We start from the raw sequence: 26,878 nt of genomic DNA, 5'->3' as shown, positions 1-26,878 counted from the left end.
TAAAGGGCCCAGATTTATTTGATAAGCTTATTATCAGCATCAGGAAATACCAATATTGGTTCATAAGCACGGGCTTCATCGGTTTCCATATATGCGTATGACATGATGATCACCACATCGCCTACCTGGGCAAGCCTGGCGGTGGCACCATTTAAGCAAACTGTACCGCTGCCCCGTTCGCCTTTTATCACATAGGTTTCAAAGCGGGCGCCGTTGTTATTATTTACAATCTGGACTTTTTCGTTCGGTATAATATTAGCCGCCTCAATCAGAGCCTCGTCAATTGTAATGCTGCCCACATAATTCAGCTCTGCCTGCGTTACCTTCACCCTGTGAATTTTGGACTTTAATATCTCAATAATCATGGCACAAAGTTATAAATAATTTAATCCACAGACGATGGTCGATAGTCCATAGATTGTAAAATGATTAGTCCCGGCCTTTTAGCAATACGCAACCCAATTCATCTATGGTGCAAGGACTATCGACCATGGACTAATTAAATCAACATATTATCTATCAATCTTGTTTTGCCGGCGCGGGCAGCTACAAGGGCAACTATCTTTTTAGTATCAGCGGTAGCCGGCGTCAGGGTATCGCCATCAACAATTTCAAAATATTCCAGCCCGATTCCAGGCTCGCTGCCCACCATCTGTTCGGCCTGCTGTTGTAACTGCGCAATATTGCCGGCATTAAAATTTGCCTTAACCCAGCTAAGAGCTTTAGATAAAATGAGCGCATGCTGCCTGTCGTAATCAGTTAAATGAATGTTTCTGGAGCTCATGGCCAATCCATCGGTTTCACGCTGTATTGGGCACATCACCAATTTAACCGGCATGTTTAGCAATTCAACCATTTTGCTAATCACCATAAATTGCTGGTAATCCTTCTGCCCAAAAAAGGCGATGTCGGGTTTAACAATATTAAACAGCTTATTTACAACCTGCATAACCCCCTGGTAATGCCCGGGCCTGAATTTGCCCTCCAGCAAATGTTCCATGTCGCCAATATCTAAATGCCATTTCTCATTATCATCATAAATCTCGCTCACAGCAGGATTAAACAAAATATCGCAGCCAGTCTGCTCCAGCATTGCAATATCTGCAGCTATTGGGCGGGGATACTTTTCAAGATCTTTGGGGTCATTAAATTGCGTAGGGTTAACAAAAATGCTGCAAACAACCTTGGTGCTAATTTGTTGTGCTTGTTTAACTAATGATATATGGCCTTTGTGAAGCGCGCCCATAGTGGGAACGAAACCAATGGTTTCGCCTGCTTTATGGGTAATGTATTGCGTTAACTCTTGCCTGGTGGTAAATATCTTCAATGCAATTTAAATTACAAAATTTGGCAAAGGTGTGTTTTTTTGCAAAAAATACCAAAAGTTACTTGCATAATTCGTTGGCAGTTTATATAATAATGATTACATTTGCAAACTCAAATTTTTGACTTCTTTACATATTTTTAATACTGATTAAGTGATGGGTAAATCTAAGCTATTGTTTATAACTCATGAAATGTCTCCTTTCCTTGAACTCACAAAAATTGCTGAAATAACAAGACAACTCCCGCAGGCAATGCAGGAGAAGGGTTACGAGATTCGTATTCTTATGCCCCGTTTTGGCAATATTAATGAACGCAGGAACAGACTTCATGAAGTTATCCGTTTATCTGGTATGAATATTATTATCAACGATAATGATAACCCGCTGATAATTAAAGTAGCATCTATCCCGGCAGCACGTATGCAGGTATATTTTTTAGACAATGAAGAATATTTTCAGCGTAAACATGTGTTTGGTGATAAGGACGGTAAATTTTACGCCGACAATGATGAACGAATGATTTTCTTTTGCAAAGGTGCACTGGAAACTGTAAAAAAATTAGGCTGGGCTCCTGACATCATCCATTGCCATGGGTGGTTAAGCGCTTTGGTTCCCGCTTATTTAAAAACTACTTACAAAGACGATCCAACTTTTAAAAATTCAAAGATCATTTATTCGATCTACGAAAATGACTTCAAGGAAAAAATGGCTGCTGACTTTGCACAAAAAGCAATCATGAGCAACATGACCGAAGAGCACGTAGATGCTTATAAGGAAGGTACAAATTCTGCACTTTATGCAGGTGCAATTCAATACTCCGATGGTATTGTTTTGGGCAGCGAGAATATTGATGCAGATGTGTTAAATAATGTTAAAAACAGCAATAAATCGGTTTTAGAATTTGATTCTACCGTAGATTTCGAAAATTATTACAATTTTTACGACGAAATTACCAACGACGAATTGGTGCATGTTGCATAATACTTAATATTATATATGAAATTTTTCCGATTAGACTTATTGACCCTGTTAATAAGTCTTTTTATTTTGAATAGCTGTAAGCGCCAGGATGGTATTGGTTTAGGGGTTGATACATCAAATCAGATAAGTGGAACCTTACTGGTTGATACCAATGTGATTATTAATACTGTTGGTGAAGACTCATCAGCTGTAATTACATCTGCCCTTACAAAAACACCGCTTGGCGAGTTTGTTGACCCTGCTTTTGGTACAGTTAAATCAAATATTGCCCTTGGTATGATTTTACCAACCTCGCCCTATACCGTGCCCGCAGGTACACTTACTATTGATTCGGCTGTATTGGTGCTGGGTTATGCCGATGGTTTTTATGGCGATTCTGTAGCTACACGTTATAAAATTAATGTGTACCAGCTAAAAGAGAAACCGCTTAACCAAACTTATTATAGCAACAAGCATTGGGAAAATGAGGCAACTGTTTTAGCAACCAAAACATTTACAGCTAACACGCATGATAGTTTAACAATTACCAGGGTACGCCAGGATACTATTGATACGGTACAAAGGGTAGCCCCTCAACTGCGTGTTGCATTCAGCAAAAAGTTTATTTACGATAACTTGTTTAATGCAAGCGGCACGCAATTATCATCAGATGCGGCTTTTCAAAATGCGGTGAAAGGCTTATACCTTACTATTGAAAGAGCGCAGGCATCAAATGCAGGTGGTACATTACAGCTAAAATTGGCTACTGCTTCATCACATTTAGATGTTTTTTATAAGGCCGTAAAAGATACCACAACGGATACGGCGAGCGTATCCTTAACGTTCCCGATACATGCCGCCGAAATAATACATACCTATAATGCAACAATAAACAATGCTAAAAAGGCAACAACTACACAAGCCACCTTCTATTTGCAAGGTTTGGGAGGCTTACGCAGTAAGGTGTCATTCCCGGGGCTAAGCAAGCTTAATCCCGATTCAATTGTGTTAAACCGTGCAGAACTGGTTATAACACCGGTACAGGGCTCAGGAATACCGTACGCGCCTTTTCCTAAGTTGACCATGTATCAACTGGATATTGCTAAGCAGCGCATACTGATACAGGATGCATCAGCAGGAGATGCCCGTTACCAGGCTGGTATATTTGGAGGTTATTATGGCAGAACAACCAAAGAGCCTGTAAAAGCTTACCGGTTTGTGATTACCGGTTATGTTCAGGACCTGATACGTAAAAAAACTGTTGACTATGGAACTTATATAGCGCCTATAGATACTACAGAAGTTAATTCAACAACTGGCGCAACAGGTATTACTCCAAGTGTGCAAACCGCAGCGCGTGCTATACTAATTGGTAACGATAAAAGTTCGCCTTACCGCATTAAGTTAAATATCATTTATACTAAGATTCCTAAGTAAAAAATCCTTAAGGTAAATAAAAAGAATCCCCGCTTAGGGGATTTTTTTATTTAAGCCAACAGCACTTCTTAAAATTAATTTTTAAGTAAGTAAAAACCTTGCACTATTCGTAAATAATTAAAATAATTAGCTATGAAGTATGTTATATAGCTGATTATTTTTGCTCCATTTACATTTTATAAAATTTACCATGTGCGGAATTGTTGGTTATATAGGCTATAGGGATGCATATCCCATTATTATAAAAGGGCTTCATCGTTTAGAATACCGGGGATATGATAGCGCGGGCATCGCATTGTTCGATAAAGAACTTAAAGTTTACAAAAAGGCAGGAAAGGTTGATGACCTTGAGAAGTTTGTTAAGGATATTGATCTTAAAGGAACGGCAGGCATGGGCCATACCCGCTGGGCCACACATGGTGCTCCAAGTGATCGTAACTCTCACCCACACTCATCAGGCAACCGTAAGCTCACCATTATCCACAATGGTATTATCGAAAACTATGGCATCATTAAAGAAACACTTACGGCAAAAGGCCATGTTTTTAAAAGCGATACCGATACCGAGGTTTTAATTCACCTGATAGAAGACATTATAGAGCAAACAGGCCTTGATCTGCGCGAGGCTGTTAGGGTCGCCCTGAACAAGGTTATTGGGGCTTATGCTATTGTGATCATGAGCGCCGATGAGCCGGATCAGCTGATAGCAGCCCGAAAGGGGAGCCCTATGGTAATTGGTGTTGGTAAAGGCGAATATTTTATAGCATCTGATGCAACGCCTATTGTGGAGTACACCAAAAATGTGATCTATTTAAATGATAATGAGATTGCTTACATTAACCGTGACAACCTGCTGATAAAAAATATCGATAACTCGGTACAAACCCCATATATCCAGGAACTCGACCTGAAGTTGGAAATGCTGGAAAAAGGAGGCTACGAGCATTTTATGCTAAAAGAGATTTACGAACAGCCACGGTCTATCCGCGATTGTTTACGCGGACGTATTTATCCGCAGCAGGGCAAGGTACAATTAGGCGGGATAAAGGAATATACCGAAAAGCTAAAGAATGTAGACAGGATTATTATTATTGCCTGTGGTACCTCATGGCATGCCGGTTTGGTGGGAGAGTACCTGATAGAAGAGTACGCCCGTGTGCCTGTGGAGGTTGAATACGCATCGGAGTTTAGGTACCGTAACCCCATCATTACAGAGAAGGACCTGGTTATAGCCATATCACAATCCGGCGAAACCGCCGATACCATGGCTGCCATTGAATTAGCCAAAGAAAAGGGGGCTACTATTTTTGGCATTTGCAATGTGGTTGGTGCATCTATACCTCGGATTACGCATGCAGGGGTTTATACCCACGCCGGGCCCGAGATAGGCGTAGCATCAACCAAAGCATTTACCGCGCAGGTAAGTGTTTTAACGCTGATAGCTTTTTACATAGCACAGCAACGTGGAACGATAACCCAAAGCAAACTGGTTGAATATTTAACCGAACTTAATGAAATACCACAACTGGTTGAGCAAGCTTTAAAATGCAATGACCATGTTATTAAAATTGCGGCCAAGTTTAAGGATTCAACCAATTGCCTGTTCCTGGGCAGAGGAAGCTCGTTCCCGGTTGCGTTGGAGGGCGCTTTGAAGCTTAAGGAGATCTCCTACATACATGCCGAGGGTTATCCGGCTGCAGAAATGAAACACGGCCCTATCGCTTTAATTGACGATGATATGCCTGTTGTTGTAATTGCTACACAGAGTTCATCATACGAAAAAGTAATCAGCAATATACAAGAGGTAAAAGCTCGTAAGGGCCATGTAATTGCCATAGTTACCGAAGGTGATACCGAGGTTAAAGCCATGGCCGATTATGTGATTGAGATCCCGCAAACCAACGAAGCTTTTGTCCCCCTGATAGCAACAATACCACTGCAGTTATTGGCTTACCACATTGCTGTAATGCGCGGCTGTAATGTTGATCAGCCAAGGAATCTGGCAAAATCTGTTACCGTGGAGTAGGAATTAGATAGGAGATGTTAGATATGAGATTTGAGACAGCTTCACAGGCGTTTCAAATCTCATTTTTGTTTAACGAAAAAGATACCTTTTGCAAGGCATCTCAAATCTCATATCTAACATCTCAAATCTAACTATATATTGAGTTTGTGAGTTTTTATTTTCCGCATAATGTTTGCGCGAGGCAGTGGTCTGCTTTTTTATTCGCATCCATATCGATTGTTTTCTTATTTTAAACTTTGCAATAATAAGTTAATAGAGAAAACCAATAATTGCTATGTTTGTATAGGATTTATCTATATGACAATTACACAGCTTGAATATATTGTAGCAGTTGATACTTACAGGAGTTTTGTATTAGCCGCCGAGAAATGTTTTGTTACCCAGCCAACCCTAAGCATGCAGGTGCAAAAACTGGAAGACACACTCGGCGTTAAGCTATTTGACCGCAGTAAGCAACCCGTAACCCCAACTGAAATAGGCATCGAAATAATTACCCAGGCACGCATCATGCTATCCGAAAGTGAGAAGATCAAGGAGATCATCACCGACAGGCAGAAGGAGCTATCGGGAGAATTAAGGGTTGGTATCATTCCTACTGTATCACCATATATATTACCAAAAATAATTCATGGTTTTATAGAGAAATATCCGCAGGTAAAACTTATTGTGTGGGAGCAAACCACCGAAGAAATAGTTCAGCAACTAAAGTTGGGTATGATTGATTGCGGCATATTATCTACCCCGCTGCACGAAAACAATTTAACAGAGATCCCCGTTTTTTACGAAAACTTTGTGGCCTATGTATCCAAACACAGCAAACTCTCCAAAAAGAAAAGCATCACACCGGATGATATCGATATGGAAGAGATCTGGATCCTGAACGAAGGCCATTGCATGCGCGAGCAGGTTTTAAACATCTGTCAGCGCCGTAAGGCTACCAAAGGATTTCAGCATTTTGAATATAATACGGGCAGCGTTGAAACCCTTAAACGTATGGTTGACCAGAATAATGGTGCCACCATATTACCCGAACTTGCCCTGGCCGAACTTACCGATAAGCAATTGGATAAGGTGCGTTATTTTAAATCGCCCGAACCGGCCCGCGAAGTGAGCATAGTAATACAGCGTAATTTTTTAAAACGCCGCATGATAGAAGCCCTTAAAAACGAAATACTTGAATTTGTACCCAAACGAATGAAAAGTAAAAAGAAGAAGGAATTGATGGATATATAATAGAATTGCAAATTTCAGATGTGAAAATATGCAGATGGAAAATGATATTGGGCAATGTAGTTCTTTCTCTAAAAATCCATTGCCCAATTATACTGTTATATTAAGTATCGATCCGATATTATTGATAACCCAATCATTACCTTCTTGCTTTTGTGCATTCTGCTCTTATATAACTACTGCCCAAAGTTCGTTTATATGCCATCCTATATTTCTAAGTCTTGCTACTTGCTACTAACTACCTGATACTTTTTTGCATCTTATTTATAATCTTTCTAAATAAATTTGGATGGGTTGCGGTATTCGTGTACTTTTGGACATTATTTATAATTAGTCTAAATAAAATATGGAGCACCCCCAACTATCTATTCAGAAGCAATTCTTTTTTCTTTTTTTATCGATCGTATTAATATGTAACACTACCCCGGTGCTGGCTCAGCAAATCCGTGCCACAATTAAAGGACATGTGATCACCAATACCAATCAACCCTCCGAAAACGTTTCGGTAATGCTGAAGGGAACAAAATATGGCGCTATCACTAACGAAAATGGTGATTTCAGCTTCAGGGCACCACAAGGAAAATATACCCTGGTTATTTCGCAGGTTGGCAGTAAAAGCCAGGAAACCGCCGTTGATGTAACCGCCGGACAAACGCTTATTGTACCTCAGTTCACAGTTTCTGGTGCTACAAACAACCTGCAGGAAATTAATATCAACGCCAACAAAACCAATAAGTTTAAACGCAGTAAAAGTGTTGATGTGGCCAAAATGCCATTAAATAACCTGGAGAATGCCTCAGTTTACAATACCATCAGCAGCGGATTATTGCAGGAGCAACAGATTTTTTCTGTTGATGATGCTATCAGGAATGCATCGGGGATCCAAAAAATGTGGGAAGCAACCGGGCGGGGCGGCGATGGCGGCGCCTATTACAGCAGCCGTGGTTTTGTGGTTCAAACCGCTTTGCGAAATGGCATTGCCGGTAATGTAACCAGCACCATTGATGCCTCAAACATCGAACGGATTGAAATTATAAAGGGACCATCTGCAACTTTATTTGGCAGCAGTTTAACTTCATACGGCGGCCTTATTAACAGGGTAACCAAAAAACCTTATGATTCATTTGGTGGCGAAGTTTCAGGCTCATTAGGCAATTTTAATTTTCAACGGGTGAGTGCCGATATTAATACCCCGCTTGATGATAAGAAAAAAGTACTTTTCCGTTTAAACACAGCCTATAATCACGAAGGTAGTTTCCAAAACAATGGTTTTACCCGTAATATCGCCGTAGCCCCAAGTTTGCTGTATAACGTTAACAACAGGTTGAGCATCTCGTTAGATGCTGAGCTTTTCTACGGTAAAAGCATCGGTAAATCCATCTTCTTTTTCCCCTACGGACAAACTATTGCAGCTTTAGGGCACGATCGCGCCGATGAGCTTGCCCTTGATTATAAACAGACCTATTATGGCAACGACCTTACCCAAACTTCAAGAACCACTAATTTTTATGGCGGGGTAAATTACAAGATATCGAATTCATGGACCACCCATACCAACATAGCGGCTACACATAGCTACTCTGATGGTTTTGGGCCATACTTTTACCTGTTACCCGGCGATTCCATTTCTCGTAACGACCAGTCGACCCGTAAAAGCAAGGATGATATGATCGAAATCCAGCAAAACTTCAACGGCGATTTCAAGATCGGGAAATTCAGAAACAGGTTTGTTGGGGGGCTTGATTTTTTCAGGGATAACTCCAACCAGTTCTTCTTTGGCAGTACCCTCGACACAGTATCATTAACAGGTAACCAAAACTATACTAACTTTAACAAGGCCGCAATGGATGCCATATACGCAACAGGAGTATATGGCTTTACCTATCCGGCAATCTACAAACGGAACACTTACAGCGCATATGTATCTGATGTGTTTAACATTACCGATCAGCTGATTGCATCTGCCGGCCTGCGTGTTGATCGCTTTGTTAATAACGGTAATTATGATCCAGCAAGTAATACTACATCAGGCGCGTATAAGCAAACCGCGTTTTCGCCAAAGTTTGGATTGGTTTATCAGCCAATAAAAGATCATCTATCCTTATTTGCCAATTACCAGAACAGTTTCCGTAACCAAACTGGCGTAAAGGAGGATAACACCCCCCTGAAACCCGAGCATGCAAATCAGCTTGAAGGCGGTGTTAAACTCGACCTGTTTGACGGTAAACTAACCAGCACGGTGAGCTATTACGATATTAAGGTTAAAGATATAAGCCGTCCTTCGGCAACACCAAACCGTTACCTGCAGGATGGCACTCAATTAAGTAAAGGTATTGAGGCCGAAGTTATTGCAAATCCAATTATTGGATTGAATGTAGTGGCCGGTTTCTCATACAACGATTCGAAATACGATGCAACCTCCAATGCCGATGTAGCCAATCGCCGCCCTACAACTGCGTCATCACCTTACCTGGCTAATTTTTGGGTAAGTTATCGGATATCAAAAGGCGAAGTTAAAGGCCTGGGCTTTGGCCTAGGTGGTAACTATGCCAGCGATAGTAAGATTATCAATAGCGTGAGCCAGGGGGTATTTATATTACCGGCATACACGGTATTTAATGCTTCGGCATTTTATGATCTGAGCCACTATAGGATCGGTGTAAAAATGGATAACCTTACCAACGAAAAATACTGGATAGGTTACACCACTGTTAACCCACAAAAACTAAGGAACTACGCCCTTACATTTACCTATAAATTTTAATATGACGTTTAAAAAAGTCATATTATTTATACACCGCTGGCTCGGCTTTATAGCCGGGCTGGTGGTGCTTATTGTAAGTATTACCGGCTGTATTTTTTGTTTCCAGGACGAAATTCAGGATGCCATATACAACTACCGCAGGGTAGAAGTACAGCATAAGCCATACCTACCTCCATCAACCCTAAAAGCCGAAGGGTTAAAAGGGCATCCCGGCGCTACAGCAAGCTATATGTATTACTATGGGGTTGACAGGCCCGCGGCGCTATTAGTAAATTTGCCTAAGGAGCAGGGGATGTTATATGTATACATGAATCCCTATACCGGGCAGGTTACCCATACAGAAAATCCGGCGCGGAACTTTTTTATTATTGTTGAGTACATCCACCTTTACCTGCTGCTGCCTGCCAATGTTGGCCGGCTGGTAGTGGGCATATCTGTTCTTGTTTTTATTGTGCTGATGATAACCGGCATTATCCTCTGGTGGCCCAAACGTAAAAGCGACCGCAAACGCAGTTTCAACATTAAATGGAATGGCCGCTGGCGTAGGGTTAACTATGATCTGCATAATGTGCTGGGATTTTATGCAACCGGTATTGCCATTATATTGGCACTGACAGGTTTATCCATGGTTTTTGAATCGGTGCGGGAAGGTATTTATACAACCGCTAACCTGGGTAAAGCTTATCCATCAGAAAAAGTATCCCTAAAATCCGACTCCCTGTTAAAAACGAGGGTGGATAACCGCTTTGTTATTGATAAGGCATTTGTACAGGCACAAGCCAAATCGCCGCAGGCGCAGATGTTCCTGATCTATGATGATGCTTCGGCAGCGGGTACGGTAGGTATAACCGCCTATGCCAAAAGCCTGTACTTTTATAAAAGCGATGGCTATGAGTTTGAGAAGTATACAGGCAAACTGTTAAAACAAACTCCTCATATACAAAAAAGCCCCGGCATGAAGATGAACGATATGAATTACGATCTCCATGTTGGCCAGGTGTTGGGTCTGCCCGGCAAGATCACCGCTTTTTTGGCCAGTCTTATCTGCGCCTCGCTGCCGGTAACGGGTTTTATTATCTGGCTGGGCAAACGTAAAAAAGGCAAATCAAAAAAAGTAAAAGCGCTGGTGCACCGCAGGGTACAAAAGCAGCATACTTGAAAAGAGATTTAAACTTAATAGGTTATATTGTACATCGTCATTGCTTCGTTCAGCAATGACTTTTTTTTGCTATATTCCATTAAAATCATCATACTCAAAAAAAATCAACCAATTGTGCAACGTTGTAGAATACCCTGCGTCTATTAAACTGAAGCTTAACACAACTTGGAAGCAATATTTATAGATAAGCATTACAGCCTGGTGGCAGAGTGTAAGCAGGGAAGTAAAAAAGCCTGTTATGAACTCTACCGTTTATATTCAAAAGCGATGCTGAACGTCGCCTTTAGGATAGTGGGCAATATTGGCGAAGCCGAAGATGTTTTACAGGAGGCTTTCCTTGATGCGTTTAATAAACTCAAAGATTTTAGGCAGGAAACCACATTTGGTTTATGGCTTAAGCAAATAGTGGTTAACCGGTCAATAAACCAGTTGCGTAAACGCAAACTTGAGCTGATAGAACTGGACGGCAATCATTTGGAGAATATCCCCGATGAGGAAGCTGCGGACGATGATGAAATACAATACCAGGTAACAATGGTAAAAGAGGGCATGAAACAATTGCCGGATGGTTACCGGGTAGTAATATCGCTTTACCTGCTTGAAGGGGATTTTAAATATATCAGAAAACACCTCAAGAACACAGTTCCTGAGAGCAAAAAGAAAACTAATGGAAATTTTAAACAGGAAGGGAAATGTGTCATGAGCAAGCGATTTGAAGATTTCATGAAAAATAATCACGAAGATTTTGACGAGATAGAACCATCAGCAGACCTGTGGGGCAAAATAGAGGCGCGTTTAAACGTGCTGGAGGCTGCGCCAAAAAAGCGCGAAGCCAAAACCTTTTCGCTCGCTTTTGTGCTAAAGGTGGCCGCATCCATCATCGTGGTAATGGGGATAGGCTTCGGGGTGTATATTCAAGGTCAAAAAGGCCCAAAAAACGTTGACCTGGCTGCTATCAACCCCGAATATGCCAAACAACAGGTGCATTATGCATCATTAGTTAAAACGCAGCTTAACCAGCTTAAAACAGCATCTAAAGGCGATCCGCAACTGCTTAAGGAGTTTACCGCCGAAATTGCCAAAATGGATTCGACCTATAAAAAATTGAATAATGATTTAGCTACCAGTCCTAACCAGGAACGTGTTTTACGTGCAATGATCCGGAACTTGCAAATACAAACCGAGGTACTTAATCAGCAACTAAATGTGATAGAGCAGTTTAACGAAACTAATAAAGATCAAAAAAATGAAATCAAAAATATATAAACCGTTCCTGTTTGCCTTAATGATTTTATTAACCATTAGTACGGCAAATTTTGCGCAGCAAAAAAAGCCGGTAAAACCAACAAAGCCTGCTACTCCTGCTACGCCTAAAGTTACCTCATCAGGTGATGATGACGACGATGATTCGGCAATAGCTGATAAAAATTATCAACAGAAAATGAAAGACCTGCAAGTAAAGATGCGCGATCTGCAAAAGCAAATGAGCTCACTTAACAAGCAGAAGTTTAACAAAAGCATGAAGCTGAACATGAAAAATTTTAACAAAAGCTTCAAGCATTTTGATAAAAACTTTAAGTACGATAGTTTAAAACGCTTTGCTTTTAAGTTTAATGATAGCATGTTAAACTTCGCCTATAAATTTGATGCCAAAATAGCCCCTATGATAGCTTATGGCTTTAAGGATTTTGATAAAAGCTTTAACTTTAGCTATGATAGCAACGATGACGATAATGACAAACAAACACAAAGCGGTGATGAAGTTGTAAAAACCAAAAGCTACAGCAAAAGCTATAGCATTGATGCCAATGATGTAATTAATATTGACAATAAATTTGGTAAGATAACAGTAAACACCTGGGCCAAAAATGAGGTAAAAGTCGACGTGCAGATAAAAGTAACAACCAACAATGAGGATAAGGCACAAAAGCTGTTGGATAATGTAAACATAAAGGATAGTAAAGACGGTAACGGAGTATATTTTAAAACCTCAATCGATCCTGATGAGGATAATAATGGTTCATGGGGTTCTTTTTTTAAAGGGAATCATAACTCGGCGCGTTCAATTGAGGTGAACTACACAGTGTATATGCCGGCCAAAAGCCCTTTAACCATCAGTAATAAATATGGCAGTACCGATTTGCCCGACCTTAGCGGCAAGCTCATTATCAATAACTCATTCGGTAGCCTGGTAGCTAAAGCATTGAGCAACCCCAGTAACCAAATCAGGGTAAAATATGGTAATGCAACAATAGGCAACCTTAATGGCAGCGATCTGGATGTAGCTTATGGCAGCTTAAGCCTGGGCGATTGTGATAAACTTAATGCACATTTGAGTTACAGTTCGGCAAAGATAGGCCGCATTAAAACCTCAGGAAATATCAACGTTAAATTTGGTGGAGGGATTAGTATTGAGGATATTGATAAAAACCTGAAGGATCTGTCTGTAAGGTCGTCATACTCCAGTATAAAACTTGGCCTGAGCGATGACCAAAGCGCCGATTTTGATGTAACTGTGCACTATGGCAGCTTTAATTATGGCAACCGCGATGTAAGTTTAACCAGTAAAACTCCTGCCGACGGCGAACGTGGATTTAATCCTACCAAAAACTATAAAGGCCATTTTGGTAAAGGAGGCACCGATAAAACCATTACAATTAACTCCACATTTGGTAGTGTAAACTTTGATTAATTAATAAATTCATCCTTTTACGCAAGCCTCTGCCCTAAAAAGCAGGGGTTTTGTTATTTTTGGCCTAAACGCGTCGCACCTATGAATTTAGAAATATTTGCCCAGGCAGAAACATGGATCTCGTTAGTTACCCTTACCCTGTTAGAGATTGTTTTAGGGATAGATAATATCGTATTCATATCAATACTATCTGACAAGCTGCCTGTAAAGCAACAGGCCAAAGGGCGTAGGGTAGGCTTAGGCATGGCCATGATTACCCGGGTATTGCTGCTGTTATCCATCAGTTGGGTAATGACACTTACTGCAACGCTTTTTAACCTGGGGCATCTGTTTAATGTTACAGACGTAGATTGGGCTGAAAAATTAGCTATTTCGGGCCGCGATCTGATCCTGATCATAGGAGGCTTGTTCCTGATCTATAAAAGTACGGCCGAAATCCACCATAAAATAGAAGGCGAAGAAGAAGGCAGCGAAAATGTAAAACCCCAGGGCTTTGTAGCAACCATCATCCAGATCATGCTGCTGGATATCGTTTTCTCATTAGATTCGGTAATTACAGCCGTAGGCATGGCCAGCCATGTGGAGATCATGATACTTGCAGTTGTAATAGCAGTAGGCATCATGATGTGGTCATCAAATGGTGTGGCCTCTTTTGTAAACAAGCATCCAACGGTAAAAATGCTGGCGCTGTCTTTTTTACTGCTGATAGGTGTTTCCCTTTTAGCCGAAGCCTTTGAGCAGCATATCCCTAAGGGGTATATCTACTTTGCCATGGCTTTTTCGATGCTGGTGGAGATGCTGAATTTGAAAATGAAGGCAAAGAAGGCACAAAAGACTGTTGATAAAGTTCAAAGATAAAGCTTCAGAATAGCAAAAGCCAGGGTATCCGGCGCATCCCCGGCTTTTAATATCACATCTCTCGAACACTCCGGGATGAATATTCTTTTAAAGCGCCATGCGGGTAATTATAAGCATTGTCAGCTTCACTGCGCGTTTATGGTCAAATATGTACCCATCACAATGTGGCTTTAAGCCAGGCAACGCTCCTCGCGCATGGTCAGTTTACCTATCATATCTTTAAGGATAGTTCTTGCACGATATAAAGTAGTACGAGATAAAAGTTCGCTCATACCTAATGAATTACCAATTTCCTGATGAGAGTAGCCTTCAATGGCGTACATATTAAATACCGAACGGTAAGTTTTAGGTAGTTTTTGTATCAGCTTCATCAGATCCTTTGCTTCAAGACCATTATCATTGTAAGCTTTGTTTATCGGCATTACGGTATCCGTGGCAAAATCTTCAACCAAAACAATTGGCTTTAATTTGCGATAGCGCGATATAGCGGCATGCACCATAATACGGCGTACCCAACCCTCAAGGCTGCCATCGCCCCGGTAGTTGTTCATGTTTCTGAATATTTTAATAAAGCCTTCCTGTAGTATGTCCTGTGCTTCATCTTTGTCTGTAGCATAACGCATGCAAACAGCCAGCATCCTTGGTGCTAATAGTTTGTAAAATTGTTCCTGGCATTTACGTTCGTTGCGTAAGCATCCTTCCCAAATTGTCTGTAAACGGTCGTCGGCGGTACTCATTGTATATTGTATTTATATATAATGCCAATGCCAATACCAGTGCCATTTTATAAGATATTGATTGTTAGTTACTTAATTAATTGCAGGTTTTATAAACTGTTCGATAGCGGACGGTGATTGTGCACATGCGGACAGAATGGTGACCCGTCTGACYCGTCCGGAAATAGCTATACAGATGGTGAGTAAATCCTGTAAATACTATACATTGTATTCTGTTAGTCCTAAGATGATAAGGATCAAATAACCTGTTGCTTGTTTTTTTTATTGATTTTAAGGCTCCCGACAGTGGCGTTTTTTCGAACCAATTCATTGAAAAATTACGAAGAATTGGGAATTTTGGCGAGAGGCGTCTATGACCTACTGCTTTTTGAAAGTAAATATTGACAAAGTTGTAACGGACGATTTAGCTTAGTTAGTCCCTGCCACTTTTCAATTCATTTTCTATTTCCTCAATAGTTGGTAAACTTGAACGCAGATTTTTCGGCAATGACCTAGTTAATTCAAATTCCGAAATACCAATGGGTTTATTCATGTCCCTTAAAGCATATTCTGCCATAACCTTATTTTTTGTTTGACAAAGAATAAGACCAATGGTTGGTGTATCAGTCGGATGTTTTACTAGGTCATCCACAGCCGAACAATAGAAATTCATTTTGCCCGCATATTCTGGCTTAAAGTCACCTCTTTTTAAATCAATGACAACAAAACATCTCATTTTAAGATGATAGAACAAGAGATCTAAATAGAAATCCTGATCGCTAACGACTAATTTGTATTGCCGGCCAACAAAAGCAAAGCCAGCACCTAATTCCAATAAAAACTTTTCCACATGCTTTACCAGTTCAGTTTCTAACTCGCGTTCTGTAAAAGGCTGTGCAATTGTAATAAAGTCAAAGATGTACGGGTCTTTTAGTGTTTCCTTTACCAGTTCAGATTGTGGGTTGGGCAAGGTTTTTGAAAAGTTATTGATTGCTTCTCCCTGTCGAAGATGAAGATCACTCTTTATCATTAATGAAAGCGTATCTCTACTCCAGCCATTTAAAAGCGTTTGTTGCATATACCAAAGACGTATGTTTTTTTCCTTAACCTTTTGGATTAGCAAAATATTATGCCCCCAGGGAATTTGTGAAACGACTTGTTTCATAAATTCAATCTTAGCATGATTAGAGTTTTCTAATTGTGAAACAGGCTGTTTCATAATTAGATCTTCGGTATCATATTCCTTATAAAATTGAACCATAAATAAAAGATTTCGTTCAGAAAAACCCTTTACCTCCGGCAGCTCATTTTTAATATCATTGGCTAATCGTGCGACAACCGTAGCTCCCCAGCCTTGTTCGCTTTGAAGTTGCTTTACAGTTTTACCGATATCCCAATAAAGCATAATCAATTCGGCATTTACCGCAAGAGCTGCTTTAGTTTGCGCGTTGCGAATTCTTGCCTTTATGTCTGTTAACAAAGATTGATAATCTTTAAAATCCATATAACCTGTAATGATTTAGTGATAAACTTAAAGAATGATAAGCAAGACGCCAAATTAGAAGTAGAACATTACGATAGTCAACTTAAAATAGCCTTTCCTCTAAAAGGTCTTTCCAAATAATCATGCCTTTGGTATCATCAGAATAATCATGTACAATACGGCTAAACTGTTCGGGGTTAGTTTCAAGATATTGTTGCCGCCCTTTTATTCTTATTTGTCCAAGCAACCTATCTATCTTCTTTACACTTTGTTCAAGTTCATAAATTGATTTCCCGATGTGCCATATATAGGTCGCTTCCTCAGTATCTAATGTTTCCCAAACTAAATGATATTGATTATTACCGGAAAGCAAAAACACAAATGAGAAGGGCTCCAATACAAAACGAAGTTTCAATATCGCTCGTTCATGTTTATGAGAAAGATATCGAAGGTGGCGATGGTGCTTATATTGTTTAAGCGCTAAGATATTTTCCAATAAGTCATCTTCATTTGCATAAATCAGCCGTTCGCCGCCACTTTGCAATTGCCCGGGATCCAAGAGATTTTCTTCACCTGTCGGCACTCCTTTAATGATTTCTTTATTCAAAAAACGGAACTTTACACTTTCAATAACCTCCCGGTTTATTTTATCAAGGTCATAGGAGGATGCAGATTTAAACACCAACATGTTATGTTGAAATGTTGCCCGGATATTAATCAATACCGTTGTACTTTTTAGAAATCGGATGAAGTATGGTTTAAGTACCGTAAATTCTGGCCTGATATTCAGGTTTTCTATTTCAAACTCCACCTCTTTTCCACCAAAATCGGCAATGTTATGTTTAAAAGCAATGCTGCCAAATCTGAACTCCAATTGTTCGATTGGCACCTCAATTTTTTCGTTGATTTGACCGCTAACTATTTCGCTATCATCAACAGGGATTGTTAAGCCACTTTGATAGAGCTTTTTATAGTAGAGGTTTCTTTTTTGAAAAAGTCTTTCCAGATAGCTGATCCTGTGATCACGATAATCGTAAATAACAGGTGATATTTCAGATCGTTGTACCCTGCCGACATATTGAATCAGTTTACCTTCAAAAGCGAATGGGTAAACTAAAAACAAGCATTCTATATTTTGAATGTCGGTTCCTTCGCCAAAATATTGGCCTGTTGTAATCAGTGCCTGAAAGTCTCCTTTGTTTATGGCAGCCCATTTAGATTTTTTATTTAAGTCAGAATCTTCGCCACTTAATGCAATGGTATCATAATGCTGCTTTAAATATTGTTGAATAGAAGTAATATGCTCTTTCCGCTCTGTAATAATAACGGCTTTCTTACCAGTATTTAGCTGCGAAACCACGTCATTTAAAATGAGCTGGTTCCGGACTGAATCATGTATCAAAATTTTGAAGAGCGTTTCGAATTTGTCTGTTTTGATATTAAACGGAACAAATAAGTCTGTTTCTCTAATGATGATCTGCGTGCCTGATTGATTTTTTACCTCCGGCGCTTTAACTTCATGGATGATTTCACCTAAATGAATAAATATCAGCTTACCGTCATTGTATTTTCTGAATGGTGTGGCTGTAAGCCCGTACATATAGTAACTATTCAGTTTCTCGATAACCCTTTGGTATGTTTCTGCCGGTATATGATGGCATTCATCAATGATGATGGTACCGAAAGCGTTCATTAGTTCGGAGAATTCTGGTGAGTCCAACGCCTTTTCCATACTTTGGATCATAGCGACAGTAATGTGTTTACCGGGTTTGTTCTTTCCTTGACCAATACGTCCAATCTCTTTCTTCGAAATGCCCAGAAAGGATTCAATGCGTTCCATCCACTGATCTGCCAACTGCTTACGATGGACTAAAATGAGCGCCGGTTGTTGTTTATCTTTTATAATAGCCAAACTCAACACCGTTTTACCCGAACCAGGCGGAGCGACAATAATTCCAAAATCTTTTTTAGCAGCAGCTTCCTGTGCTGGTATTTGATATTCCCTTAAAGTAATAGCGCCTTTAAACCTGACCGGTTCTATTTTCTTTCTTTGATCCCCGAGGGTATATTCTATTTGTTGCTCTTTACAAAAACGCAATAGCCTGCCAATAAAACCACGTGGAATTGAAATGGATTCTAATGTTTCATTCAATAGCTTAAAGTAACGTCTTATGCCGAATGTGTTTTTATTGATATTCTTTTTTACCTGGTATTCATTGTTGGCAAAGTTTAGTTCCTCTTTCAGAAAAGCAATAAGAGAAGCAGGCAAACCTGCACGGCTAATATGAATTACGCTATTTAATATAATCACCAACTTACCAGCCGTAGGCTGTTCTTTTTGAAATAAACCCGTAGATAGTTCGTCTTGATTAGTTTGCTCCTTATAGATATAATTGAGTTGGCTTATTGCGATCCTGTTGATTGTTTTTAGAAATGCCCATTGATCATCAAAGGGCTGTAACGATTCAGGGTCAATAAAACAGCTATTACCGTTATTTAAACTGGCTTTATTTAAAGGCAAAGCAATGAGGTTGCCCAAACCTTTTTTTGAATGATAATCCTGATTAGGAAAAAGCCGGTCGAAACTTGAGTTTTTATCGAACACCGAAATTAAACCTGCCTTCTGAAGCAGGGACATCATTATTTTTCTGCTTCTGAATGCTTCAAAGGGCTCTTCAAAAAATATCCACACGTGCCCCCCTTTACCAGAACGAGACCGTTCTAAATAGGCTGGCATGTCATACTCCTCACAAGCGTTTATAAATGTCCTGCATTCTTCAACCCAATCAGCTTCATCAAAATCAGCCGCGATAAACCAGGAGGTATTATCCTGTAGCAATGGATACAATCCTACAACCTGTTCGCCTTTGAGGTGTTTGATTAAATGGTCGTCCGTTAGCACCAGGTAAGTTTTATCAGTGAACGTTTGAAAAGTACCGCCTTTCATTTGATGGAGCCGATATCGGTTGGGATCGAAACTATAAGCGGGCATATAGCTGCTTTTACCATTCTTCTCCCATCTTAAAGCAAACACATCTTCTCTGCCTTTGAATAGGGATTTATATAAGTTTAGTCGATCGTCTTTCATTTACCACTCTGAACTCATTACATCAAGCTATTCAAATATCAGTTTATTTTAGTGTTTACAAACTATAATTTATAAATCATGAAAACTATACACGAAGACTTAAAACGATCTACTAGCACGCAAGTAATTACTTACTTTAAGAAAAGAGGTTTTGAATTATCTAAATCGGATGCTGAAAAATATCTTAATCTATTGTACTTTTTGGCTAAGCAAGTGGTTAAACAAAACTTTATTTCCTCCAAAAACGAGACATCGGACGAATCCAAAAAGCTCGAACCATATTTCAGGCTAAAAAAAGCAAAACAAACAACTATAAAACAACGAGTTAGACAAGCTAAAAAATAAAATTGAAAATCTTACCCAGTGTCCGTGGGAGAATGGGTTCGAACCCAAAATCATAATCGCATCAAAAGGCTCTTTATATTGAAAATAGAAAGGGCAAGCGACCGTTTTAACGTGCTTGCCCTTTTGCTCCTGAGGCTGGGCTCGAACCAGCGACCCTCTGATTAACAGTCAGATGCTCTAACCAGCTGAGCTACTCAGGACTATTTTCCGTTTGGAGTGGTGCAAAAGTATAATTTCTGCGGTAATTTCACAATATTTGCGACAAAAAAAATTAAAAATATTTTACATGAGTTTGTTAGTTATTGGTACTGTGGCATTTGACGCTATTGAAACACCCTTTGGGAAGACAGAAAAAATCGTTGGCGGGTCGGCCACCTTTGCAAGTTTGGGCGCATCTTACTTTTACGATGATATAAATATAGTTGCTGTGGTAGGTGATGACTTTCCGCAAAGCGAAATCGAAGATCTTAATAAACACAATGTAGATACTGAGGGTCTGCAAATTAAAGAAGGAGAAAAATCATTTTTTTGGAGCGGCAAGTACCATAATGATATGAATAGCAGGGATACGCTGGTTACCGAACTGAATGTTTTGGCCGATTTTGACCCCATCATTCCCGATTCATACCAGGATTGCGAGTTCCTGATGCTGGGTAACTTATCTCCACAGGTGCAACAAAGTGTTATAAACCGGTTAACCAACCGCCCCAAACTCATTGTAATGGATACCATGAACTTTTGGATGGACATTGCACTCGATGAGCTTTTAAAAACTATCAGCATGGTTGATATTTTAACCATTAATGATGCCGAGGCCCGTCAGCTATCAGGCGAATTCTCATTGGTTAAGGCGGCCCGCAAAATATTAACCATGGGACCTACATATCTCATCATTAAAAAAGGCGAGCATGGTGCCCTTCTTTTTCACGAGGATAAAATATTCAGCGCCCCCGCCCTGCCACTGGCCGAAGTGTTTGATCCTACAGGCGCGGGCGACACCTTTGCCGGGGGATTTATCGGCTATATGGCCAAAGTGGGCACAGTGAGCTTTAATAACATCAAAAACGGGATCATCTTTGGCTCCGCACTGGCCTCATTCTGTGTCGAAAAATTTGGCTCCGAAAGGTTAAGAAATTTATCGCAACAGGAAATTGCAGCCCGTATACAGGAGTTCATAAGCCTGGCAAAGTTTGAGTTATAAGAACCTCATGCAGCCAGCTCTAATGGAGAGGGTTTTTGATTTGTAGATTTGCATGTTGTTTGAAACCTACGAAGTTTCCAAAACTTCGTAGGTTTTCTGTGTGCGGGGCTACTTAAGTTTTCCTACTTTCTCAAATTTTTCAAACACCGTTTCTGTATGCGGAGCATCCACAAGCTCAGGTGTTAAATCCTGGCCGGCCCAGTGCTCATAGTGTTTGCCGTTGCTCCATAGGCGGCTTTCGGTTACATCGTATATAATGCCTTTATAGGCCACCCATATCTGAGGCTTGTCCTGCCCGTTACGAAGAGCAAGTTGTGACCGGGTATATTCAGGCAAATGAGTCATTAGTTTTGTTTTTAGCCTTAAAATATTCAAAAAAGCCGATGTTCATCAACAGCAGGGCCATTAAATAAAAATGATCTTCCACAGGGATCGTCCCTGCCCTTATGCCTAAATTCTCGTTATTATTGTAAAGTACTATTGGTATTGAAGTTAAAAAACCATTTACAATATAAAACGGAATAAGTGCAACCATATAAGCAATATAGAACCTGTTAAGCCAGCTTACCTTGATAGCGTATTGTAAAATCAACATCAATACCAATAATAGCCCCAAAGTAATTGCTGTATAAATCCTGTCATAATAAAATATTAGCCCGGATACGCACAACATAACTAAAAGGCCACTGATAATACGGGTTAACCGGGTATTTATCCTCCACTTGGTGTAATAGTTTAAACAGGCATATATGAAAAGGCATGCGAAGGGTACTGTAAAAAAAAACAAGACTTCCTCCAAGGGTAATCCCCAAAAGGTTATGCCAATGATGTAATGCGAATTGAAAGCCCATACCCCTTTCTGGGTGAACAATACATCCCAAAACAAAAAGAACAGACCTGTTATCAGCATCCCCGGCCAGGTGAATTGCCAGCTTTTGTAAAAATGTACTTTTTTATCAAACGATAAAACAACCGGAAAAAACACCGTAAGTATATTTATAAGCAGGTAAGTGTATTTCACTTTAATTCGGCTAAATGTTTATTCAGGTCATCATTTTGAGCTTGTGTGCAGCGTTTGGATTGGATTAGAAATTTAATTATGGCAACGGTAAGCTCCTTATCTGCAGTGCCATAATTTTTTTTATCTAACTGGGCAATAATATCTTCTCTGTCGGCAGCCAGATCTTTATTAAAACCTAAAAAACCGGGTACATTATGCTCAATAGAAAAACGCATAAACCGGATCTCTATATTATGCGGATCGGCATTTACAGCTGCTTTAAGAGTGGTTTCAGCGTTATTTAAATACTTGAACTTAAGGTAGGGGTTCCAGGAATGTTTGGCTTTTAACGCCAGCAAAGTCCCTGTATATCCGCAGATCAATCCTGTAGGGTTCTTTATAGCGGTCAGGCTTTTGTACAATGAATCGGTGGTTTTGCTGTTATCTATAGCTATTACCAACTGCTTGCGTATATTTTTTAGATTGAGGTCATCAGCCTTTACGTTTTGTGCAATCAGCAATAAAAAAAACGGGACTATAAAAAATACACGTTGCTTCATCAAATCACATTTAGTTTTTGTTGCAATACAGCTTTAACGTATAACCCTATTTTGCGGGTATCAGAAATACGGATTCTTTTTTGAAGGATAACATTTGCCGGTGTATAGCTTATTTTTTTAAACAATTGCAGGTAGTATACATAGGCAATATAAACACCCAGCCGAGTACCGTTAGGTAACCGTTGTATACCCTTAAAGGCCTCGTTGAAATCCTTCTGAATATCTTCCTGGATCCCCATTTTATCCTGCTCGGTAAAATTATTAAAATCAACACCAGGGAAATAGGTTCGGCCACGCTCTTTAAAATCCGACCTTATATCGCGTAAGAAATTTACCTTTTGAAAAGCCGCGCCCAGGCTTCGGGCCTGGGGTAGCAGCACATGGTAAAGGCCATCATCATTATTAGTAAAAACCCGCAGGCACATCAACCCAATTGCCTCCGCCGATCCATAAATATAAGTGTTATACTTTTCGCAATCATACTGTTTTTGGTCGAGGTCCATTTCCATCGAGCGTAAAAAAGCATCTATCAGCTGGTGGTCGATAGCATACCTGGTAATCACCTGTTGAAAAGAATGAATAACCGGGTTAAGGCTGATGCCATCTTCAATGGCCTTAAAAGTTTCCTTGCGAAAATCGCTGATGAGCTGCAATTTATTGTGTTCATGAAAGGTATCCACAATTTCGTCGGCATATCTTACAAAACCATAAATGGCATAAATAGGATAACGGAAACACTTATCAAATGCCCTTATCCCCAAACTGAAAGAAGTGCTGTATTTTTGGGTGATTAACTTACTGCATTCAAAACAGGTCTCATCGTACAGTTTCATCATTTGCAATGCCGTTGTGTTCAAAAATACAAAATCGCATCCGTATTGTTTTTTATCCGCACAAAACAATTTACCTTACACGGAGATTGGGTTCGGGGTGCGTGTTACGAGGGGCGGGATTAGGGCGGTTACAGCAAACGCGAACCGGGCAACAGGAACCACTACAAATGAACAATAATAAGCACATCATCGTTATAGGAGCGGGGTTTGCCGGCTTATCAGCGGCCTGCGTTTTAGCTAAAGAGGGGTTTAAGGTTACCATACTTGAAAAGAATAACCAGGCGGGCGGCAGGGCAGGGGTTTGGGAGCAGGATGGCTTTAAGTTTGATATGGGCCCCAGCTGGTATTGGATGCCCGATGTGTTCGAAAACTTTTTCGCGCTGTTTGGCAAAAAAACATCCGATTATTACCAATTGGAGCGCTTAGACCCGGGCTACCGTGTTTATTTTGGCAAGGATGATATTATGGATGTGCCCGCCGGGATGGAAGAGTTGGAAGCCCTTTTTGAACAAACAGAACCGGGCAGCAGTAAAGAGTTAAAGGAGTTTTTAAAACAGGCTGCCTACAAATACAAAGTTGGCATGGGCGAATACGTATTTCGTCCTTCGCATTCCATAACCGAATTTATCGACTTTAACCTTATCAAAAAAAGTTTCAGCCTGCAGTTGCTGGGTAGCATGAGCAAGCATGTGCGCAAGTATTTTAAAAACCCTAAGCTGATAAAGCTATTGGAGTTCCCGGTGCTGTTTCTTGGTGCTACCCCACAAAATACGCCGGCCATGTACAGCATGATGAACTATGCCGACCTTGCCCTGGGCACCTGGTACCCCCAGGGTGGCATGAACGAAATTGTAAAAGCCATGGTAAGCCTTGCAGAAGAACTTGGCGTGGAAATAAAGCTGGATACTGAAGTAACCAAACTTGATGTTGAAAATAAGCAGGTAAATAGCATACAAACCAATAAAGATGTTTTTTATGCGGATTTTGTAATAGCCGGCGCCGATTACGAGCATGTTGATCAACACTTATTAGATAAGCAGCATCAAAACTATACGGCGCAATATTGGGATAGCCGAACGATGTCGCCATCAAGCCTGTTATTTTATATTGGTATCAACAAAAAAGCGGCGGGTCTCAAACATCACAATTTATTTTTTGATGAGGATTTTGAGCTGCATGCCAAAGAGATTTATACCACACCAGTGTGGCCAACCAGTCCGCTGTTTTATGTTTGCTGTACCTCAAAAACAGATAGCAACGCAGCGCCCGAGGGGGGCGAAAACCTTTTCTTCCTGATGCCTGTAGCACCGGGTTTGCATGATGATGAAAGCATCCGCGAAAAATATTTCGATCTGATGCTTGATCGCTTTAAACAGCTCACCGGGCAGGATATCCGCGACGCGATAGTTGTTAAACGCAGCTATGCGCTCAATGATTTTAAAGCCGACTACCACTCCTTTAAGGGCAATGCCTATGGCCTGGCCAATACTTTGGCACAAACGGCTTTTTTTAAACCGGCCATGCGGGCAAAGCATATTAAAAACATGTTATACACCGGTCAGTTAACTGTACCCGGCCCGGGTGTTCCGCCGGCAATTATTTCGGGGCAAATAGTGGCCGGGGAGGCAATGAAGGAGCTTGGTTAACATTAGCGATCAGGCGCTCATTCTTTTCAAATGTATAAGCATCTGCAATGCAGAGTTAATAATGCCGCCTTAGGGCTGACATTGGAATGTCGGGTTAATGACGCCTATAAATACAGGCAAAATTATTGTACCTTAATCGGGTTAATTATAATATTGCTCAAGAATTTTATTGGATTATGCAGCAACCAAGCTTAGGTAAAAAGATTGCTAAACTTAGAAAAGCCAAAGGTTTAACGCAGGAAGAACTTGTGGAGAAATGTAACTTAAGTGTACGTACGCTTCAACGGATAGAATCTGGCGAGGTAATACCGCGGAGTTACACAGTAAAGCTGATTTTTTCTGCCCTCGGCCATGATGTTTATGAATCCGCACCAGGTTTATCCGGCAGGTTAAATAAAGCCGGGGAAGTTGCCTTCAATAGTATCCGTAAGTTCTGTAGTTACACAATTGATTTATTTAACCTAAAAACCAATGCAATGAAAAAATTAACGATCTTATCTATTTTCTTTTTAACCCTTTGTACAGTTATCTTTTCGGCCTGCCTCAGCACAAAAAAGGCGATGAACAACCAGGCCGGACTTATAGGCACCTGGCAAATTTTAAAAAATGGCCAACCAGATACTACTTATGGTAATCAAACCCAGCAGATAAGGTATAAAATAATTACACCTGGAAGATTTATGGTTACTGATATAAAATATAAGGAGAAATTGATGTATGCAGCCTTCTCCGGATCATTTACTATAATGGACGGTAATACTTATAGCGAATTTATCGAAACTGCAGGAAATGGTTATTCGCAATATTTAGGTATGAGAAATTCATTTAAATATACAATTGCTGATTCATTGCTAACCGTGCAGGGAACTAACAATAATTATAATGAAGTTTGGAAAAAAGTTAAATAGGATTATATGAGCGGGCCTTATAGCTTATTGATAATACAACTTTAAACAGAAAAACCCGCTTCGTTAGCGGGTTTTTCTGTTTAAAGAATTATGATATTGAGTTTATGATATCAGTTCTCTGCGTACACAGGTTTGGTAATGCCGTTATCATAAGCTTTTAAGTTTTTCTTGAGCAGCTTACGGGCTACATGGATGCGGGTTTTTACTGTACCTATAGGGATCTCTAAATGATCGGCTATCTCATGATATTTATGGCCTTCAAAATACATGGTAAATGGTATGTAGTAATCTCCGGGCAGCCTGTCCAAAGCTCTTTTAATATCATCCATCACAAATTTGGCTTCGCCCTGGTTTTTTGTTGAACTGAATACCAGGTTTGGAGATGAGATCTCGTCACTTTTGGTAACAAATGTGCTCATTTTAACAAAACGGCGATAGTTGTTGATAAAAGTATTTTTCATGATGGTGTATAACCATCCTTTTAAATTTGTGCCTTCTTTAAACTTATTGTAATAAGTTATGGCCTTCAACATTGTATCCTGAACAAGGTCGTTAGCATCGTCTGCGTCATGGGTAAAGTGTAAGGCATAAGACCTTAGTGACGTTGCCTGGCGCAATACAAGGGTGTTAAACTCAATCTTTGTCAT

At 40.2% G+C, this 26,878-nt stretch carries 23 protein-coding genes and 1 tRNA gene; 13 read left to right on the top strand and 11 right to left on the bottom strand.

The annotated features are described in order from the left end of the window. Positions 1-14 precede the first annotated feature (14 nt). Positions 15-365, bottom strand: a complete 351-nt coding sequence (gene panD, locus AC1DO4_RS10870; protein WP_477415671.1) for an aspartate 1-decarboxylase — start codon at positions 363-365, stop codon at positions 15-17. 134 nt (positions 366-499) lie between these two features. Further along, positions 500-1,327 (bottom strand): pantoate--beta-alanine ligase, encoded by an 828-nt coding sequence (gene panC, locus AC1DO4_RS10865; RefSeq protein WP_477415669.1) that lies wholly within the window; start codon positions 1,325-1,327, stop codon positions 500-502. A gap of 154 nt (positions 1,328-1,481) precedes the next feature. Here panC and AC1DO4_RS10860 point away from each other — a divergent pair, with 154 nt between their 5' ends. The 9 genes from AC1DO4_RS10860 to AC1DO4_RS10820 all read left to right on the top strand — a co-directional run bounded on the left by AC1DO4_RS10860 (position 1,482) and on the right by AC1DO4_RS10820 (position 14,451). Beyond that, complete coding sequence (locus AC1DO4_RS10860; RefSeq protein WP_477415667.1) at positions 1,482-2,306, top strand: glycogen/starch synthase; 825 nt, start codon at positions 1,482-1,484, stop codon at positions 2,304-2,306. 15 nt (positions 2,307-2,321) lie between these two features. After that, positions 2,322-3,722: a DUF4270 family protein gene (locus AC1DO4_RS10855; protein WP_477415666.1), complete on the top strand. Its 1,401-nt coding sequence runs from the start codon at positions 2,322-2,324 to the stop codon at positions 3,720-3,722. Between the two features lie 190 nt (positions 3,723-3,912). Beyond that, positions 3,913-5,748, top strand: coding sequence for a glutamine--fructose-6-phosphate transaminase (isomerizing) (gene glmS / locus AC1DO4_RS10850; RefSeq protein WP_477406374.1), 1,836 nt, complete (start codon positions 3,913-3,915; stop codon positions 5,746-5,748). A gap of 297 nt (positions 5,749-6,045) precedes the next feature. Beyond that, a complete protein-coding gene (locus tag AC1DO4_RS10845; protein WP_477406372.1) occupies positions 6,046-6,981 on the top strand; it encodes a LysR substrate-binding domain-containing protein in 936 nt (311 codons plus the stop codon). Between the two features lie 343 nt (positions 6,982-7,324). After that, positions 7,325-9,742: a TonB-dependent siderophore receptor gene (locus tag AC1DO4_RS10840; protein WP_477415664.1), complete on the top strand. Its 2,418-nt coding sequence runs from the start codon at positions 7,325-7,327 to the stop codon at positions 9,740-9,742. 1 nt (position 9,743) lies between these two features. After that, complete coding sequence (locus AC1DO4_RS10835) at positions 9,744-10,901, top strand: PepSY-associated TM helix domain-containing protein (RefSeq protein ID WP_477415662.1); 1,158 nt, start codon at positions 9,744-9,746, stop codon at positions 10,899-10,901. A gap of 165 nt (positions 10,902-11,066) precedes the next feature. Next, positions 11,067-12,167, top strand: a complete 1,101-nt coding sequence (locus tag AC1DO4_RS10830) for an RNA polymerase sigma factor (RefSeq protein WP_477415660.1) — start codon at positions 11,067-11,069, stop codon at positions 12,165-12,167. Next, entirely contained in the window at positions 12,148-13,593 is a 1,446-nt protein-coding gene (locus AC1DO4_RS10825) for a DUF4097 family beta strand repeat-containing protein (protein WP_477415658.1), read from the top strand. The genes AC1DO4_RS10830 and AC1DO4_RS10825 overlap by 20 nt, the downstream gene beginning before the upstream one ends. Positions 13,594-13,674: 81 nt before the next feature. Then, the gene (locus tag AC1DO4_RS10820) at positions 13,675-14,451 is read left to right on the top strand and encodes a TerC family protein (RefSeq protein ID WP_477401642.1); all 777 of its coding nucleotides are present in this window, start codon (positions 13,675-13,677) and stop codon (positions 14,449-14,451) included. A 170-nt stretch (positions 14,452-14,621) separates the two neighbouring features. Here the strand turns inward: AC1DO4_RS10820 and AC1DO4_RS10815 are convergent, their stop codons facing one another. The 3 genes from AC1DO4_RS10815 to AC1DO4_RS10805 form a co-directional block, all read right to left on the bottom strand. Continuing rightward, complete coding sequence (locus tag AC1DO4_RS10815) at positions 14,622-15,188, bottom strand: RNA polymerase sigma factor (RefSeq protein WP_477415656.1); 567 nt, start codon at positions 15,186-15,188, stop codon at positions 14,622-14,624. 412 nt (positions 15,189-15,600) lie between these two features. Further along, complete coding sequence (locus AC1DO4_RS10810; protein WP_477415654.1) at positions 15,601-16,671, bottom strand: PDDEXK nuclease domain-containing protein; 1,071 nt, start codon at positions 16,669-16,671, stop codon at positions 15,601-15,603. A gap of 82 nt (positions 16,672-16,753) precedes the next feature. After that, the gene (locus AC1DO4_RS10805; protein WP_477415652.1) at positions 16,754-19,738 is read right to left on the bottom strand and encodes a TOTE conflict system archaeo-eukaryotic primase domain-containing protein; all 2,985 of its coding nucleotides are present in this window, start codon (positions 19,736-19,738) and stop codon (positions 16,754-16,756) included. A 78-nt stretch (positions 19,739-19,816) separates the two neighbouring features. Between AC1DO4_RS10805 and AC1DO4_RS10800 the strand changes: the two genes are divergently transcribed. Then, on the top strand, positions 19,817-20,083 hold the full coding sequence (locus AC1DO4_RS10800) for a hypothetical protein (protein WP_477415650.1): 267 nt from the start codon (positions 19,817-19,819) through the stop codon (positions 20,081-20,083). Positions 20,084-20,209: 126 nt separating this feature from the next. Here the strand turns inward: AC1DO4_RS10800 and AC1DO4_RS10795 are convergent. After that, a tRNA-Asn gene (locus AC1DO4_RS10795) sits at positions 20,210-20,283 on the bottom strand. 86 nt (positions 20,284-20,369) lie between these two features. On the opposite strand from AC1DO4_RS10795, the gene AC1DO4_RS10790 reads away from it, so the two are divergent. Next, positions 20,370-21,284 carry a PfkB family carbohydrate kinase gene (locus AC1DO4_RS10790; RefSeq protein ID WP_477415648.1) on the top strand — a complete coding sequence of 305 codons (915 nt, stop codon included), beginning with the start codon at positions 20,370-20,372 and terminating at the stop codon, positions 21,282-21,284. Positions 21,285-21,392: 108 nt separating this feature from the next. Here the strand turns inward: AC1DO4_RS10790 and AC1DO4_RS10785 are convergent, their stop codons facing one another. The 4 genes from AC1DO4_RS10785 to AC1DO4_RS10770 are packed head-to-tail and all read right to left on the bottom strand — an operon-like array spanning position 21,393 to position 23,680. Continuing rightward, positions 21,393-21,629 (bottom strand): cytochrome b5 domain-containing protein, encoded by a 237-nt coding sequence (locus tag AC1DO4_RS10785; RefSeq protein ID WP_477401635.1) that lies wholly within the window; start codon positions 21,627-21,629, stop codon positions 21,393-21,395. Further along, a complete protein-coding gene (locus AC1DO4_RS10780; protein WP_477415646.1) occupies positions 21,613-22,305 on the bottom strand; it encodes a lycopene cyclase domain-containing protein in 693 nt (230 codons plus the stop codon). Before AC1DO4_RS10780 ends, AC1DO4_RS10785 begins: the two co-directional genes overlap by 17 nt. Continuing rightward, positions 22,302-22,844 carry a hypothetical protein gene (locus AC1DO4_RS10775; protein WP_477415644.1) on the bottom strand — a complete coding sequence of 181 codons (543 nt, stop codon included), beginning with the start codon at positions 22,842-22,844 and terminating at the stop codon, positions 22,302-22,304. The genes AC1DO4_RS10780 and AC1DO4_RS10775 overlap by 4 nt, the downstream gene beginning before the upstream one ends. Beyond that, positions 22,844-23,680: a phytoene/squalene synthase family protein gene (locus tag AC1DO4_RS10770; RefSeq protein ID WP_477415642.1), complete on the bottom strand. Its 837-nt coding sequence runs from the start codon at positions 23,678-23,680 to the stop codon at positions 22,844-22,846. Before AC1DO4_RS10770 ends, AC1DO4_RS10775 begins: the two co-directional genes overlap by 1 nt. 164 nt (positions 23,681-23,844) lie before the next feature. On the opposite strand from AC1DO4_RS10770, the gene AC1DO4_RS10765 reads away from it, so the two are divergent. Then, the gene (locus AC1DO4_RS10765; RefSeq protein WP_477415640.1) at positions 23,845-25,323 is read left to right on the top strand and encodes a phytoene desaturase family protein; all 1,479 of its coding nucleotides are present in this window, start codon (positions 23,845-23,847) and stop codon (positions 25,321-25,323) included. A 176-nt stretch (positions 25,324-25,499) separates the two neighbouring features. Beyond that, positions 25,500-26,231 carry a helix-turn-helix domain-containing protein gene (locus AC1DO4_RS10760; RefSeq protein ID WP_477415638.1) on the top strand — a complete coding sequence of 244 codons (732 nt, stop codon included), beginning with the start codon at positions 25,500-25,502 and terminating at the stop codon, positions 26,229-26,231. Between the two features lie 110 nt (positions 26,232-26,341). Here AC1DO4_RS10760 and AC1DO4_RS10755 read toward each other — a convergent pair whose 3' ends face one another. Further along, on the bottom strand, positions 26,342-26,878 hold the full coding sequence (locus AC1DO4_RS10755; protein WP_477401628.1) for an RNA polymerase sigma factor: 537 nt from the start codon (positions 26,876-26,878) through the stop codon (positions 26,342-26,344).

This window comes from Mucilaginibacter sp. P5_A6 (assembly GCF_056400585.1).
The sequence above is the reverse complement of the archived record's forward strand: the minus strand, read 5'-3'. Positions and strand labels throughout refer to the sequence as shown.